Raw genomic sequence first — 13,639 nt, 5'->3', positions numbered from 1 at the left:
GAGGATAAGATGAAGATATTGCTAGCTAATGATGATGGAATAATGGCAGAGGGGATACACACCCTGGCAAAGGCCCTTGAAAAGGAGCACGATGTAATAATTGTGGCACCTGAGACCCAAAGAAGTGCACAAAGCCATGCAATCACCTTACACAAGCCAATAGTGATCAAGGAGGTGGAGCTTGAGGGAATTAAATCTCCAGCATACAGCATTTCAGGTACGCCAGCGGACTGTGTCCGCGTTGGAATGGAGGAGCTTGCAGATGACAAGATAGATATTGTATTTTCAGGTATAAACATGGGCCTTAACTCAGGAATGGACATTCTTTACTCTGGAACAGTATCAGCTGCCATTGAAGGGAATCTTTATGGAGTCCCAAGTGTGGCAGTGTCTGCTGAGTGGACAAAGAACGGGCTTAACTATGAAATAGCTGCAAAATATGCACTTCAGGTTCTGGATAAGATGAACACCGAAAAAATGACCATGCCTATAGTACTTAACCTTAATACTCCCTATGACCTGAATGATGAAACCAAGCCAATCAAGGTCTGCAAGATTGGAGGACCAATATATGACTATTACCTTGCTGAAAAGAATGGGAGCGGTGAAAGGACCCTAAAGGTAATGGGCAGGAGGGATGCAGAACTGAAGGAGAACACCGACAGGTACTACCTAAGTGAAGGCTATGCGACCCTTACTCCCCTAAGCTATGATTTCACCAACTTCCACCTGATGGAAAAGGTAAGGCAGTGCATGGAGGAAGAGGCAAAGTGTGAATAAGGAACAAATTTACGGGTATCTATTCAACAGGCTTCCTTTTGGAAGCTAATATGATGATTTAGTAAAGGAGATAGATACAATGAGTAGAAGAACTGACACCCTGACAGTGGGTGGAAAACCAATGACACTGATCGGTACGGAGGTAAAGGTAGGAGACAAGGCCCCTGACTTTACTGCTCTCAAGGGCGACATGAGTCCCTACAGCCTAAGTGATGCAGGAGACAAGGTAAAGGTCATATCTGTGGTAACCTCTCTTGATACAGGGGTGTGCGAAACTCAGACAATAAGATTCAACGAAGAGGCAACCAAGCTTGATGATGTTGTTATAATAACAATTTCAGTGGATCTCCCATTCGCACAAAAGAGATTTTGCAGCGCAAATGACATTGACAAAGTGATAACCCTTTCAGATTACAGAGACCTTGACTTTGGAACAAAGTACGGCTTTGAAATCGAGGAGCTGAGACTTCTTTCCAGAGGAATAGTTGTTCTGGATAGAGATAATGTGGTCAAGCATGTTGAGTATGTATCCGAGAATTCAAACCACCCTGACTATGACAAGGCTCTTGAGGTAGTCAGAAGTCTTATTTGATAAAACAAAACAGAATTTATTGACAGCCTTCCTACCGGGGGGCTTATTTTTCGCCTAAAAATGATGAAATTATGCTATTATAAAGGTATATAAATGCTGGTATAAGGGATTAGTATGAAGTATTGGAGGCAGAAATGAACATTGATGTTGTAGCAGTTGGAAAGATCAAAGAAAAGTATTTGAACGAGGGGATAAAGGAATACTCAAAGAGGCTTTCAAGATACTGCAGCCTAGGAATAATTGAGGTGGATGATGAGAAGGCTCCTGAAAACCTGTCCCACAAGGAAATGGAAATGATCAAGGATAGGGAGGGTGAGAAGATCCTTTCGAAGATTCCTTCTGGAGCGTATGTAGTGGCACTGGCAATTGAGGGCAAGCAGCTGTCATCAGAAGCCCTGTCGGAAAAGCTAGGCGACATAATGGTTGAAGGAAATTCCCATATTATTTTTGTGATAGGTGGATCCCTCGGATTGTCCAAGGAGGTCCTGAAAAGGGCCAATCTTAAGCTGTCATTCTCTAAGATGACATTTCCTCACCAGCTGATGAGGATGATCCTAATGGAACAGATTTACAGGGCTTTTAGGATAATGAGAAACGAACCGTATCACAAATGAGTCAGTGGGGACGGTTCTAGTGACTCATTTTGTAAAAGATACAATAATACTAAAACCACACTTGAGCAAGTGTGGTTTCTGCAAAGAATTTTATCATATATATTGGGTCTAGCTAAGTTACTTTGACATAATGTAGAAAACGTAGCTGTATTCATCACCATATTTGCGATACAGGTCGATCTCATGTTGAAGCATAGCTATAACCTGTTTAGCCATGTCATTATCAGGGTATTTTTGGAGCATTTTGTCTAGGTTAGCCTGGAGTGGGTTGTAGTAGTTATCAGTCCAATCGGTACTTGGTGTGACAAAATGACCTTGATAGGTATACCCAGCTGCTTCAATGTGCTTAATCTTGTTTTCGACTTTATCAATCTGTGGATACTCTTCATCCCAAAATGCGGCTATTTCTTCAGAGGGGTTATCCACAAGCCAACTGACCTCACTGCATATTAGATATCCATTTTCCTTAAGCAGTCTTTTCCATTCTTTAAGACCCCTTTCAAATCCCGCTATGTATATTGCTCCCTCGGACCAGATAAGATCAAATGACTTCTCATCAAAATCCATATCAAACATAGAGAGGCACTTTCCAGTCACCCTCTGGGATAATCCATTCTTTTCCATTGTATCGTTTAGGTTTTCAATAAATTTCTGGTGATTGTCTATTGCTATTATCTTTGCCTTGGGGAACTCCTTGGCCAATAGCATAGTATGAATACCATTGCCACAGCCAATGTCCAAAATATCCGTAGCTTCCTTTGGACCCTTATACATGGAAATTGCCTTAAGCGTAGATGCTTCACTTCCTGGTGCAAGTCTATCCATGACCTCAAAAGCTTCAAAGAAATAATTTTCCATTTTACAAACCTCCCTTCAATTCATTATACTGTTAATTAGGAGATGTAACAATAGTGAGTCATTGGGGACGGTTCTACTGACTCATTTTGGAAGGGTACAAATAATACATTTTTCAGGAGGCAACCCATGACAATAAGATTCAGGAATTATACAAAGGAAGCAGGCATTACAGAGGACTACCGTAAGGTAAGGGAATTCTTGTTACAGCTTGGATCAACAAATTTTACATACGCCAGGTGGGACTGGATGATAACCCACGACTATCTTGACAGGGATGCAGTGGGTAGAATTGGCATATGGGAGAATGAAGACGACATTGTGGGGATTGCAACCTTTGACCTACGACTTGGAACTGCATTCTGCCTTACAAACCCAGAATATGATCAGCTAAAGAATGAAATGCTGCTTTATTCAAAGGAGCACCTGGCAGATGGGGACAAATTTGGGGTTGTCATTCCGGATTCTGATACAAATTTTCAGGATATTGCAGCTGAACTTGGATTTGTAGCCACTGAGGACAAGGAATCCGATGCAATATTTTACATTGGAAAAACATCGACAGAATTTAGTCTTCCCGAAGGATTCAGGATCACTACAATCCAGGACACTTACGACCTGTATCAGTATTACCGTGTCCTCTGGAAGGGCTTTAACCATGAGCTTGATGGGGAGGGTGAGTTCAAATTCACGAAAGAAAATGAGTTGGCTGGAAATCTTCAAATGAAGAGAGACAATGTTGACCTAAGCCTTAAGATTGCAGTGGTTGCACCTGATGGAAACTTTACTTCCTACTGTGGGATGTGGTATGACAAAAGGAGTGACTTTGCAGTAATAGAGCCAGTGGCAACAGACCCTGACTACAGGAGGATGGGATTGGGTAAGGCTGCGGTACTTGAAGGCATAAAAAGGGTTGGAGACCTGGGAGCCAAGAAGGTCTTGGTGGGTTCATCCCAGCAGTTTTACTATAGCATCGGAATGAGACCTTTTTCTACAGCCAGTGAATGGAGGTTAAAAGCAAATGAATAAGAGGAAAATTTGTGTATATGGAATTGGAGGAGTTGGAGGATACCTGGGAGGAATGCTTGCAAATGCTTCAAGTGACAAGCTTGAGGTATATTTCATAGCCAGAGGGAAGCATCTGATGGCAATAGACAAAAATGGACTTACCCTTGCCACCCCATCAAAGGGAGAGATTAAATGCCATCCCACCAAAGTGGTGGATAATGTAGATGATCTACCTATTATGGACTATGTTTTCCTGACCGTCAAGGGCTATGACCTGATGGATGCAGTTAAAGACATCAATAAGATTTCAAATGAGAACACTGTTATCATAGCACCTTTAAACGGTGTGGACATATACGAGAGAATCAAGGAATGGCTTGATAAAGGGATAGTCCTTCCTTCATGCATCTTTGTAACTTCATCTGTAAATGGACCAGGGAAAGTGGTTCACAAGGGTGGCACGACATTATTGGTGTTTGGAAAAGATCCACAATTCGAGAGTTATTATCCCAGTGAGCTTCTGGAAATCCTGAATGAATCCGAAATCCCCTACAGATGGGAAAGGAGACCGGAAACAACAATCTGGGAAAAATTCATCATGTTTTCACCCTTTGCCCTGGTGACTGCATACTCAGGGAAGTCATTTGGAGAGGTGATGGAGGATCAGGAACACAAAGGTCTGATCAGGAGCATCATGGAAGAGGTTGTTGATCTGGCAAAGGCCAAAGGCATTCCTGTGAAGGATTCCTTGATAGAAACCTATCTTGGAAATGCCCAGTTCTACCCCTATGAAACCAGAACATCATACCAAAGGGACATTGAGAGTGGAAGGGGAAAGGACGAGGGAGACCTTATTGGAGGGACAATCATAAGACTTGGAAAGGAATATGGAGTACCAACTTCAGTAGCTGAGATTGTATATGGAAAGATCCGTTCAAAGATTCTATAGATTGGGAGAGTTCATTTGATTCTATGTCATAGCATGGGAGTTAGAGCTTTAGAGGGGTATATAATAATTGGGATAAATGTTGCAGTTACGGGAGTGATAATATGCAAAAGCTCTATTCAATCACCGATGCTGGAATAATGGAGGCCAACACCATCGAGGACAGCAATCAATGGATCCACCTCATAAATCCAACTGAGGAGGAGTCTCAGGCGTTGGTGGAGAGGTTTGGCATTAAACCCATCTATATTAAGGCTTCCTTGGACAATGACGAGAACTCAAGAATTGAGGCGGGAAACGGGCAGCTGTTTATCCTGGTGAATATACCTTACAAGGATGATAGTGGTAAGTTTGATTCCTATAACACATTGCCACTTGGGATTATTCTCACCGAGAGGGTCTTGTTGACTGTGACACTAATGGAGAATGAGGTTATCGAAGGCATGCCTGAAGACGAAATAAAGGGTATGAATAACCGTGTTGCACTGGTATATAAGATTCTTCTAAGGATGGTTAATCTGTACCTTAAGTACCTTAAGGAAATTGAAAAGAAATCTGCCATCATAGAGGACTATATTAACAAATTCCTGAAAAACGAGGAGCTTATAAAGCTATTGAATCTGGAGCACAGCCTTGTGTATTTCTCAACTGCACTAAGGTCAAACCAGACAGTTATGGAAAAGATATTCTCATCCTATGTAAGTAAGGTGAAAAATGAAAGATATCTACTTATTCAGACACTACTTGAAAGGAATGAGGATAATGAGGATAACCTCAAGGAGCTGATAGTGGAGAACAAACAAGCCATAGCTCTTATTGACATATATACAAACATACTAAGTAACACCATGGATGCTTTTGCATCCATCATATCAAACAATCTGAACATAGTGATGAAGTTCCTTACAGTAGTGACCATATCATTGGCAATACCTGCTATTGTAACCAGCTTCTATGGAATGAATGTAAACCTCCCATTTCAGGAGAGGTCACTTGCATACATTGGGATAATACTTCTATCGGTTGCATTGATGTTTGTGGTTGCTGGAATTGTAAACAGGAAGAGATTTTAGTCACATGATTACGAAAGGAGATACCATGGCAGATCATAAAATCTACAGGATGAGCTTTGCGAAGGTCTATCCAATGTATGTTGCAAAGGCTGAAAAGAAGGGACGCACAAAGGAGGAAGTGGACCAGATTATCCATTGGCTTACAGGCTACAGCCAGAGGGAGCTGGAGGACCAGCTTGCCAAGCAGACAGATTTTGAGGGATTTTTCAATGAAGCACCCAGGCTGAACCCTTCAAGGGAGTTGATTAAGGGAGTGGTCTGTGGAGTTAGGGTTGAGGAAATTGAGGAGCCTCTCATGCAGGAAATCAGGTACCTGGATAAGCTCATTGATGAGCTTGCAAAGGGCAAGAAGATGGAGAAGATATTAAGGTCATAATGAAAAGGGTACCTTATGGAGAAATCCAAAGGTACCTTCTTCATTGTTGATCCAGGCCGGCATTTTCCATCTCCCGAATTTTTGAATGCATCTCCCGAAATAGCTTTCTGTCGGAATAGGATAGCGAATCAACAAAATCAGTTCTGATATCCAGAAGCCGTACAAGATCCTCAAGATACTGGAATGCAGCTGCACGTGCTTGAAACTCCTCCATTGAGGATTGATCTGTGGGCTTTGCCAGGAGTTCCAAAGATCCTTTGATCTCCTGAATTTTCTCCCTGTCCATCCTAATTGATTTTAGCTGGGTGAGAGCCTTTCCTGAAAGCTCTGCTGCCAGTCTGGTAAGCTCGCAGCCCCTGCTGAGGGACCGAACTGAGCGGTTCATGAATCTTAGGGATTCCAGCTGGTCAGACTCCATTTTAAGGTACCTTAGATGATAGTCCAGTCCACGGTTGAAGTTCTCTCCAGTCTCGTTGAGAACCCTTTCGGTTGCCAAGTCGATCCTCTGGGACATCTCTTCCAACAGCACCAGCCAGTCAGCTGACTCATACTCATCCATAAGACCTGTCCTCATGCTTTCAAGAATTCTGTACTTTATCCTCTTAATGGCGGCGAGGTCATTGATTAGGTGAGATTCAAGCCCTGGAATATAGAGGTTGAGGACAAGCGCAATGGAAGCGCCAATTACCATTTGGGCAAATTCATTGGCTAAACTACCAAAGGTCACACTGTTTGAAGCAAGAAGATGGCTGACAAGAACCGAGCTTGGAACAAGGCCTTCATTAAGCCTAAGCCTAACCACTATTGGTATGAACAGCAGTAGATAAATTGAGAATGAAATGGGACCAAAGCCAAAAATCGTGAAAACAAGCTTTGCAAGTGACAGGGCAATTACTGAAGCGAGAATCCTGACTCCTGCAAGGTTCAATGACTTCCTCTTTGTATTCTGAAGACTAAGAATAACAACTATGGCTGTGTTTACACCATAGTTCAGGTTCAAGAGATGGGCAAAGAATATGCCAAGTCCTGCTCCAAAAGCCGTCTTTAAGGTCCTAAGACCTATGTATTTTTTTACTCTTAACAATCCATACATCTCCTCGTGTGAGCATTTAGAAATAAACACAACCAAACAATACAATGATTCTAACAGTTTGAGGATGTACTTACAAGATAATTCAGCTAAGGAAACTCTGTAACACAAATATTTCATAAGATTTAAATGGACTCTATCAATATAATTTGAAAACTCATTTTGAGTAGCATACACTTTACTAATCCATCACCTGATTAGGTGGAACACTCAAAAGATGTTAAATACCTGATTATCTAATAAAATAGAGGGTAACTAAAAAAAGTAAGAACCTCTTGGTTTGTTGTGTACATACATAATATCAAAGGAGGTTTTTTGTGTGAAAAAAACAATGTTTTTAGTCGTAGCAATGGCTTTGCTTATGAGTGCTATAATGCCAGGAATAAGCTTGATGACAGAAGAAGATGAACTTGTGGTAACAGTGAATCAGTTTGTTGCCTATGCTTCAGATGGTGATGGAGAAGAAGAACCAGACCTTGACGTTAACATTGACATCAACGGTGGAACAGACGAAGAAGGTAGGGGACTACTTTTTTATCTTATTGTTGGTGCTGTAATCGTTGTCGTAATCGTTGCCATAGTTTCAATGACAAATAGCAAAAAGTAGATTTTATTACGGGAACCTCCAGCTTCGTTTGGGAGGTTCCCGTTTTACTGGTTGGTGTTTTATCTGCCAGTATGTATAAGTGCCCATGGTGTAGGACCACCTTGATGGATTGTTCATAAGAGGGCCAATGAGAAATGCTGCAATATTGACAAAAAATGAGAAAAAAACAACTTGCCGACTGGATTTTTTGGTATACTCTAAATTGAAAGAAGATGAAGGGATAAACTAGTAACGCAGAGAAGGGGCATCGCTTGTACCTAAATAATTACCTGTACATTGGGAGTGCATGGATAATAAAAGGAGGGCACATGAAAGAGGATAAACTGTTGAATCAGACCCTGGAGTTATTGGAAGAAAAGGGTGTAAAGGAAGCCTATGACTTTATACTTGGACATAAGAAGGAAATCCCAGAACCCACTGGCCAGTACTACAACTTTCTCTACTGTCTGGCAGCACTGGATGGGAAGACAGAGGAGGCAATGGGTTACCTGGAAGAGGCAATAATTGGAAAATGCTATTGGTACAGGTCTGAGGTTTTTGATGATGAGGATTTGGATAGCTTAAGGGAGAAATCCAGATTTAAAGAACTCAAGGATATCTCAATCAAGAGATACCAGGAGGCCCTAAAGACAGCTGAAACTATTGTATCTTGGGAAAAGAAGACACAGAATAACATACTGCTGGCACTTCATGGAAACCAGCAAAACATGTCACACAGCAAGGAGGAATGGTCATCAATTGCTGTTGACAGCCTCCAGGTTGAGTACATGCAATCCAAGGAGATTGACTCCTGTGAAATATTCAGATGGGATGACAATGGAGATGGACCAGGACAGCTGAGCCAGAGTTTGAGTAGGATGCAATGGAATAGCTACAAGAAAAGAGTTATAGGAGGCTTCTCGGCTGGCTGCAATGTGATCTTGCGTGCAATACTTGAGGAGGACATTGACTGTACTGGGATTATACTTCAGTCACCATGGATTCCCGTAGTTGAAAATAACTTGGGCCCATTGGTGAAAGAGATCATAGGAAAAGATATAAGTGTGACGATAATTTGCGGTACAAGGGACCTGGACTGTCTGGAACCAAGCATGCTGCTGTCAAGAGAGTTGATCAGAAATGGTGCCGCAGTCAAGTCAATATGGGTGAATGAACTGGGACATGAGTTCCCGGATGATTTTGAGGAGCTTGTTAGGGAATTTCTTGAAGTGGATAATTGATGGAGAAAGCAGATGAAGGGAATAACCGTGAATGGAGAAGTTTTTTATATAAAATCACTCGGTGCTAATGATGAGGGTGATTTACAGGACCTATGTGAAAGATGCTATGAATTCGCTATTCTCACTGAAGGGCGGATGCCAGCAAGCAATGCGGGCTATGATATCTTGAATGATCTGCCTCCTGGAAAGGACATGGAGGACAAATTGGTCCTGGGAGTCTACGGGAATGAATTACTCATAGGTGTTGTTGAAATGGTTAGGGACTACAAGGTACCAGGTGAGTGGATAATAGGATTGCTGCTCATAGACCCAGATAGAAGAGGGATCAGTTTAGGCAGTGCCATACACGACTACATCAGGGAATATGTTTCCTTAAACGGTGGATCAATCCTAAGAATTGGAGTGATTGAGGAAAATATCAAGGGAATGAATTTCTGGAAAAAGCTCGGCTATCAGGAGGTGGAAAGGAAAGAACAGTCCTTTGGGAACAAGGAGCATACCGTAATTGTGATGAATTTAAGAATTTAGTTAATCATTGAAGCCACTTTGCTGTACCATTCAACAGGAGGTTAGGATCAAAAAAGGAGGATCTGATTCATGGCTGGACTTATTGATTTAAGTTATACAATAGAAGCGGGTATTAGCTCTTATCCAGGAGATGATGAATTAAAGCTGTATAAGAACAGATTCCTTGAAAATGATATGTATAACGACACCAAGCTGGAAACAGGGATGCATGTGGGGACCCATATAGATGTTGCCAGTCACATAATGGAAAGCGACCAATTGATAAGTGATTATCCCCTGGACAGGTTTATTGGCAAAGGAATCCTACTCGATGTAAGGGGTCAAAAGTCAATTTGCATGAAGGAAAGTTACCTGGATATGGTAAAGGAGAACAGTATAGTACTTCTTTTTACTGGTTTTGAGAGTCTGTTTGGAAGCGACACCTACTTTATGGACCATCCTGTGGTTGAAGAGCCTTTGGCGGATTTCCTTGTTGAAAGAAGAGTTAAGATGATCGGAATGGACCTTCCCTCCCCAGACCACTATCCATTTGGTATCCACAAGAAACTTTTAGGAAACGACATACTGATTATTGAAAATCTGAAAAATCTTGAAAGACTTCTGGCGGTTGATGATTTCGAGATCATTGCATTGCCACTAAAGATAAGGGCAGAGGCATCGCTGGCAAGGGTTGTGGCAAGAATTTAAGTCAGCAGAATAGTGTACCCACGGGGTCAGTCCCCCTGGAAAGAAGATTACCCAAATATAAAATGTGAGGATAAAATATGAGAGTACGAGCAATTGAAACGACCAGGAAGGGATTGATACTTTTTAGTGTAATGTTCTCATTTACAACGATTCTAAGCAGTTTTTTGCAGCTGACCAATGGTCAGATGACAGACACAAACTTCCACATATTGAATAGGGCAGCTGTGGTCTTGATTGCAACCATTACAATTTTGCTGTTTGAAACAATCAAACTGAAGAACAAGATTCTAACATATTTAGTCCCTTATTCAATCTCCATGGGAATAGTATTTATTTATGTTTGGATAACAGGATTCTTTCAACCCCTGCATCCTGATGCCTATAGGGATATTTTCCTCAACTTTACCACCATAGCGGCAGTCGTTATGATAGTGATCCATTTCAGGAACAGAAGGAAGGCATCAAAGGACAAGTAGTCGAAAAATTGGCGCTGATAAAGATGTTGATAGAGAACCAAAGATAATTTCGTCAAAGGAGGTGTAAATGAAACCATTAATGATTGTAGCTATTGTATTTGGAGTAATAGCATCATTGATTCTGCTTCTGCTGATTGTTTCAACAATCAACCACAGCATTCAATTGAATAAGGAAAAAGCAGCTTTTCCACCACCCGGGGAAATGATCGAGGTCGGTGACAAGAGTCTACATGTCTATTCAGAGGGTGAAGGGGAGATAACTCTTGTGTTTCTTGCTGGTCATGGAACCAGTAGCCCAACCTTGGACTTCAAACCATTGTGGATGAGAATGAAGGATGAGTACAGGATAGCTGTTGTGGAAAAATCAGGCTATGGCTGGAGTAAGGTATCAGATAGCCCGAGGGATATACAAACTATCCTGGAAGAAACAAGAAGATCTCTGGAGGGTGCTGGAGAGAAGCCTCCCTACGTACTTTTACCACATTCTATGTCTGGACTTGAAGCCATCTATTGGGCCCAGAAATACCCTGATGAGGTTAAGGCAATAATAGGCTTGGATCCCAGTGTGCCTGAAACCACGGAAGTTCTTTCCGAACCCAGTAATGTACAGCTAAGCTTGCTGCACTTTATATCCAAAATAGGACTGACAAGGTTTATGCCTGAGGCTGAGCTCATTAAAAATCTGCCTCTTATGGATTCGGATGACCTGTCAGAAGGAGAAAAGCTAGTTTACAAGGCGATGTTTTTTAGAAGTACACTAACAAAAGACATGCTAAGAGAGGTGGAGTTTCTAAAGGAGAATTCCAGAATCGTGGGAAAAGGACAAATTCCACAGAATACTCCGATGTTCTTTTTCATCTCCCAGCAGCAGGGCCAAACGGTTAAGGGATGGAAGGATGTATTGCTATTGTATCTTTCCAGGATTGACAAAAAAGACTTTACGATACTGGATACCGGGCACTATATACATCATGAAGAGGCCGAATTGATAGCCAGGGAGTTAAAGACTTTTCTTTCTGAGATCGATTAAATAATTCCTTTATTGAGGAGGGTGCATATGAAATACATAGTATTTAGCATGCTGTTCACTTTAATTCATACAATATCCTACACCCTAGCAGGGATGATCGCACTGAAGGTGAGCAAGGACCTGTATGAGGACAAGCAAAGGGTCATTGATTATCTTAGGGACATGTCCGTAAAAGAGGAGAGTAAACACGTTGAAAAATGGTTTATTCCGGCACAGCTGGTCAGAGGAATTTTGATGTCAGTGGTGCTCTATCCAATCCTAGGGGTGCTTGGGGAAATAGCCTTTGTAATAAGAGCTCTGTTCCTTGGGGGGCTCATGTTTATCTATACTGACTTGGCCTGTGCAGTCCCATTCCCCCACAACATAGAAGGGTTAGTTTACATGAAGCCCAGGTATATCCGGGGTAATGCTTCCATAAAGCTTTTTCTGGAAATGTTTATATATAGTGTAATCTTTGGACTGGCAGCGGGCTGGTTCCTGTTCTGATATAAGTAGTGAAGATAAAAATGTGTCCATGGGGTCAGTCCCAATGGACACATTTTTATTTAATTTCAAGAAATACCTTCATCAATTCAGGATGATAATCCTGGAAGGTTGGGTATTTGTCCCTGTTTTCAGTATAGTATGAAACTGACTCAACAATCTCATCTATGTATTCAAAGCCCCGTTCACGGTCCCTGGCAAGAGCGTTCTCATATGCTGTTTCCCCAAGAATATCCCTTAGAATGATTGCTGTGCTGACCCTTACAATATGCTCGTTTACCGTTGTCTCCCAGGTCGTATAGGCTTGGCTGGACATTACCTTCTCAATGGGGGCATACAAGCCTTCAGTTTCATCCAAAATCTCTCCCTGCTTGGCAGTCAGTGGATTCACATAGGTGTGGGAAATCTCATGGACCAGGACATTCAGGAATATCTCATCATCATCATATACTCCCAGGGTTGGCAGCACCTCAAGGGATCCGGTCTTAAGGCCAATTGAGACCCCGTAGGCGTTCTTGGCATAGGGAGTGATGGTGATGATTGAGTTCTGTATGGGTTTTCCATAGAAGCTCTCAACAACCTCCTCCACATTGTGGGAGGTGAGCATATGATGACCCTTATCCATCATCTTTATATACTCTTCCTTGTTCTCCAAAAAATATGAATCAAAGTCACTGTCCATCCTGAAGGCCTTCAGATAAACCATAAGCTTCTCCAGATTCTCCTGTCCACTAGACCTCTTCATGGTAAATTCATTTATCTCTATATCATCCCTTAATTCAAAATTCTCGTTGAAATGGTAGATTGAGGATGGGATGGCATCATAGGTGTATCCTCTAGCCATCATGGAGGAAAGCATCCTTACAAACTCATGGTCCTCAAAATCCCTGAACCTCTCCCTTCCAGCCTCAACATAGGGCGTGTTGTCCTGATAATTGGTGAAGTCATTGCCACCATTTGCCATTTCAACAGCCAGATATGTGGTCTCGATCATTGGGCTAACCCTGAATTTTATCCTTGATTCAGGATTGTAGTAAATGGATTTCTCTGGAACATATCCATCGAAGCGGGGATCATCAAGACCAAGGTCCGAGATTGAGCTTGGTGAGGTGCATCCGGATATGATAAACAATGAAGCCAAGATAACTGCAATCAATTTTTTCATGGGAATTCCTCCAATACAATAATCAAGTTCTATGTCAAAAATGCTAATCAACTTTGATAATACAATAACATAATAGTATACCTATGTTAAGATTTCAATATTTACTTAG

General features: G+C 41.7%; 17 protein-coding genes. 14 read left to right on the top strand and 3 right to left on the bottom strand.

Translation table 11 applies throughout. The features are described 5' to 3' along the window. Window positions 1–9: 9 nt before the first annotated feature. The 3 genes from surE (at window position 10) to rlmH (ending at window position 1,986) form a co-directional block, all read left to right on the top strand. The gene (gene surE / locus ACKVDP_RS03005) at window positions 10–780 is read left to right on the top strand and encodes a 5'/3'-nucleotidase SurE (protein WP_409227324.1); all 771 of its coding nucleotides are present in this window, start codon (window positions 10–12) and stop codon (window positions 778–780) included. A 79-nt stretch (window positions 781–859) separates the two neighbouring features. Next, entirely contained in the window at window positions 860–1,372 is a 513-nt protein-coding gene (gene tpx / locus ACKVDP_RS03000; RefSeq protein ID WP_409227323.1) for a thiol peroxidase, read from the top strand. 134 nt (window positions 1,373–1,506) lie between these two features. Next, entirely contained in the window at window positions 1,507–1,986 is a 480-nt protein-coding gene (gene rlmH / locus ACKVDP_RS02995) for a 23S rRNA (pseudouridine(1915)-N(3))-methyltransferase RlmH (protein ID WP_409227322.1), read from the top strand. A gap of 117 nt (window positions 1,987–2,103) precedes the next feature. Here the strand turns inward: rlmH and ACKVDP_RS02990 are convergent, their stop codons facing one another. Beyond that, a complete protein-coding gene (locus ACKVDP_RS02990) occupies window positions 2,104–2,844 on the bottom strand; it encodes a class I SAM-dependent methyltransferase (RefSeq protein WP_409227321.1) in 741 nt (246 codons plus the stop codon). Between the two features lie 126 nt (window positions 2,845–2,970). On the opposite strand from ACKVDP_RS02990, the gene ACKVDP_RS02985 reads away from it, so the two are divergent. From ACKVDP_RS02985 to ACKVDP_RS02970, 4 genes are all read left to right on the top strand, one after another. Further along, entirely contained in the window at window positions 2,971–3,870 is a 900-nt protein-coding gene (locus ACKVDP_RS02985) for a GNAT family N-acetyltransferase (RefSeq protein WP_409227320.1), read from the top strand. Then, a complete protein-coding gene (locus tag ACKVDP_RS02980; protein ID WP_409227319.1) occupies window positions 3,863–4,798 on the top strand; it encodes a ketopantoate reductase family protein in 936 nt (311 codons plus the stop codon). The genes ACKVDP_RS02985 and ACKVDP_RS02980 overlap by 8 nt, the downstream gene beginning before the upstream one ends. 101 nt (window positions 4,799–4,899) lie before the next feature. Continuing rightward, window positions 4,900–5,868: a magnesium transporter CorA family protein gene (locus ACKVDP_RS02975; RefSeq protein WP_409227318.1), complete on the top strand. Its 969-nt coding sequence runs from the start codon at window positions 4,900–4,902 to the stop codon at window positions 5,866–5,868. 25 nt (window positions 5,869–5,893) lie between these two features. Beyond that, window positions 5,894–6,244, top strand: coding sequence for a DUF2200 domain-containing protein (locus ACKVDP_RS02970; RefSeq protein ID WP_409227317.1), 351 nt, complete (start codon window positions 5,894–5,896; stop codon window positions 6,242–6,244). A 40-nt stretch (window positions 6,245–6,284) separates the two neighbouring features. On the opposite strand, the gene ACKVDP_RS02965 is transcribed toward ACKVDP_RS02970, so the two are convergent. Next, the gene (locus tag ACKVDP_RS02965) at window positions 6,285–7,328 is read right to left on the bottom strand and encodes an aromatic acid exporter family protein (protein ID WP_409227316.1); all 1,044 of its coding nucleotides are present in this window, start codon (window positions 7,326–7,328) and stop codon (window positions 6,285–6,287) included. Window positions 7,329–7,653: 325 nt separating this feature from the next. Here ACKVDP_RS02965 and ACKVDP_RS02960 point away from each other — a divergent pair, with 325 nt between their 5' ends. The 7 genes from ACKVDP_RS02960 to ACKVDP_RS02930 all read left to right on the top strand — a co-directional run bounded on the left by ACKVDP_RS02960 (window position 7,654) and on the right by ACKVDP_RS02930 (window position 12,368). After that, window positions 7,654–7,941 carry a hypothetical protein gene (locus tag ACKVDP_RS02960; protein ID WP_409227315.1) on the top strand — a complete coding sequence of 96 codons (288 nt, stop codon included), beginning with the start codon at window positions 7,654–7,656 and terminating at the stop codon, window positions 7,939–7,941. A 308-nt stretch (window positions 7,942–8,249) separates the two neighbouring features. Further along, complete coding sequence (locus ACKVDP_RS02955) at window positions 8,250–9,161, top strand: TPR end-of-group domain-containing protein (RefSeq protein ID WP_409227314.1); 912 nt, start codon at window positions 8,250–8,252, stop codon at window positions 9,159–9,161. Window positions 9,162–9,173: 12 nt separating this feature from the next. Beyond that, entirely contained in the window at window positions 9,174–9,689 is a 516-nt protein-coding gene (locus tag ACKVDP_RS02950; protein WP_409227313.1) for a GNAT family N-acetyltransferase, read from the top strand. Window positions 9,690–9,758: 69 nt separating this feature from the next. Next, on the top strand, window positions 9,759–10,376 hold the full coding sequence (locus ACKVDP_RS02945) for a cyclase family protein (RefSeq protein ID WP_409227312.1): 618 nt from the start codon (window positions 9,759–9,761) through the stop codon (window positions 10,374–10,376). Between the two features lie 77 nt (window positions 10,377–10,453). Further along, window positions 10,454–10,852, top strand: coding sequence for a DUF6608 family protein (locus ACKVDP_RS02940; RefSeq protein ID WP_409227311.1), 399 nt, complete (start codon window positions 10,454–10,456; stop codon window positions 10,850–10,852). 67 nt (window positions 10,853–10,919) lie between these two features. Continuing rightward, window positions 10,920–11,882: an alpha/beta fold hydrolase gene (locus ACKVDP_RS02935; protein WP_409227310.1), complete on the top strand. Its 963-nt coding sequence runs from the start codon at window positions 10,920–10,922 to the stop codon at window positions 11,880–11,882. Between the two features lie 27 nt (window positions 11,883–11,909). After that, window positions 11,910–12,368 carry a hypothetical protein gene (locus ACKVDP_RS02930; RefSeq protein ID WP_409227309.1) on the top strand — a complete coding sequence of 153 codons (459 nt, stop codon included), beginning with the start codon at window positions 11,910–11,912 and terminating at the stop codon, window positions 12,366–12,368. Between the two features lie 55 nt (window positions 12,369–12,423). On the opposite strand, the gene ACKVDP_RS02925 is transcribed toward ACKVDP_RS02930, so the two are convergent. After that, window positions 12,424–13,530, bottom strand: coding sequence for a DUF4932 domain-containing protein (locus tag ACKVDP_RS02925; RefSeq protein ID WP_409227308.1), 1,107 nt, complete (start codon window positions 13,528–13,530; stop codon window positions 12,424–12,426). Window positions 13,531–13,639 lie beyond the last annotated feature (109 nt).

The sequence above is a fragment of the Gudongella ferriphila genome, from assembly GCF_046224405.1.
Lineage (GTDB): Bacteria > Bacillota > Clostridia > Tissierellales > Tissierellaceae > Gudongella.
This window is presented reverse-complemented; position numbering and strand designations above follow the sequence as displayed.

What these genes read in the sequence shown, in the direction of transcription:
- surE (WP_409227324.1), top strand. Translation starts at nt 10, where the DNA reads ATGAAGATATTGCTAGCTAATGATGATGGAATAATGGCAGAGGGGATA.
- tpx (WP_409227323.1), top strand. Translation starts at nt 860, where the DNA reads ATGAGTAGAAGAACTGACACCCTGACAGTGGGTGGAAAACCAATGACA.
- rlmH (WP_409227322.1), top strand. Translation starts at nt 1,507, where the DNA reads ATGAACATTGATGTTGTAGCAGTTGGAAAGATCAAAGAAAAGTATTTG.
- ACKVDP_RS02990 (WP_409227321.1), bottom strand. Translation starts at nt 2,844, where the DNA reads ATGGAAAATTATTTCTTTGAAGCTTTTGAGGTCATGGATAGACTTGCA.
- ACKVDP_RS02985 (WP_409227320.1), top strand. Translation starts at nt 2,971, where the DNA reads ATGACAATAAGATTCAGGAATTATACAAAGGAAGCAGGCATTACAGAG.
- ACKVDP_RS02980 (WP_409227319.1), top strand. Translation starts at nt 3,863, where the DNA reads ATGAATAAGAGGAAAATTTGTGTATATGGAATTGGAGGAGTTGGAGGA.
- ACKVDP_RS02975 (WP_409227318.1), top strand. Translation starts at nt 4,900, where the DNA reads ATGCAAAAGCTCTATTCAATCACCGATGCTGGAATAATGGAGGCCAAC.
- ACKVDP_RS02970 (WP_409227317.1), top strand. Translation starts at nt 5,894, where the DNA reads ATGGCAGATCATAAAATCTACAGGATGAGCTTTGCGAAGGTCTATCCA.
- ACKVDP_RS02955 (WP_409227314.1), top strand. Translation starts at nt 8,250, where the DNA reads ATGAAAGAGGATAAACTGTTGAATCAGACCCTGGAGTTATTGGAAGAA.
- ACKVDP_RS02950 (WP_409227313.1), top strand. Translation starts at nt 9,174, where the DNA reads ATGAAGGGAATAACCGTGAATGGAGAAGTTTTTTATATAAAATCACTC.
- ACKVDP_RS02945 (WP_409227312.1), top strand. Translation starts at nt 9,759, where the DNA reads ATGGCTGGACTTATTGATTTAAGTTATACAATAGAAGCGGGTATTAGC.
- ACKVDP_RS02940 (WP_409227311.1), top strand. Translation starts at nt 10,454, where the DNA reads ATGAGAGTACGAGCAATTGAAACGACCAGGAAGGGATTGATACTTTTT.
- ACKVDP_RS02935 (WP_409227310.1), top strand. Translation starts at nt 10,920, where the DNA reads ATGAAACCATTAATGATTGTAGCTATTGTATTTGGAGTAATAGCATCA.
- ACKVDP_RS02930 (WP_409227309.1), top strand. Translation starts at nt 11,910, where the DNA reads ATGAAATACATAGTATTTAGCATGCTGTTCACTTTAATTCATACAATA.
- ACKVDP_RS02925 (WP_409227308.1), bottom strand. Translation starts at nt 13,530, where the DNA reads ATGAAAAAATTGATTGCAGTTATCTTGGCTTCATTGTTTATCATATCC.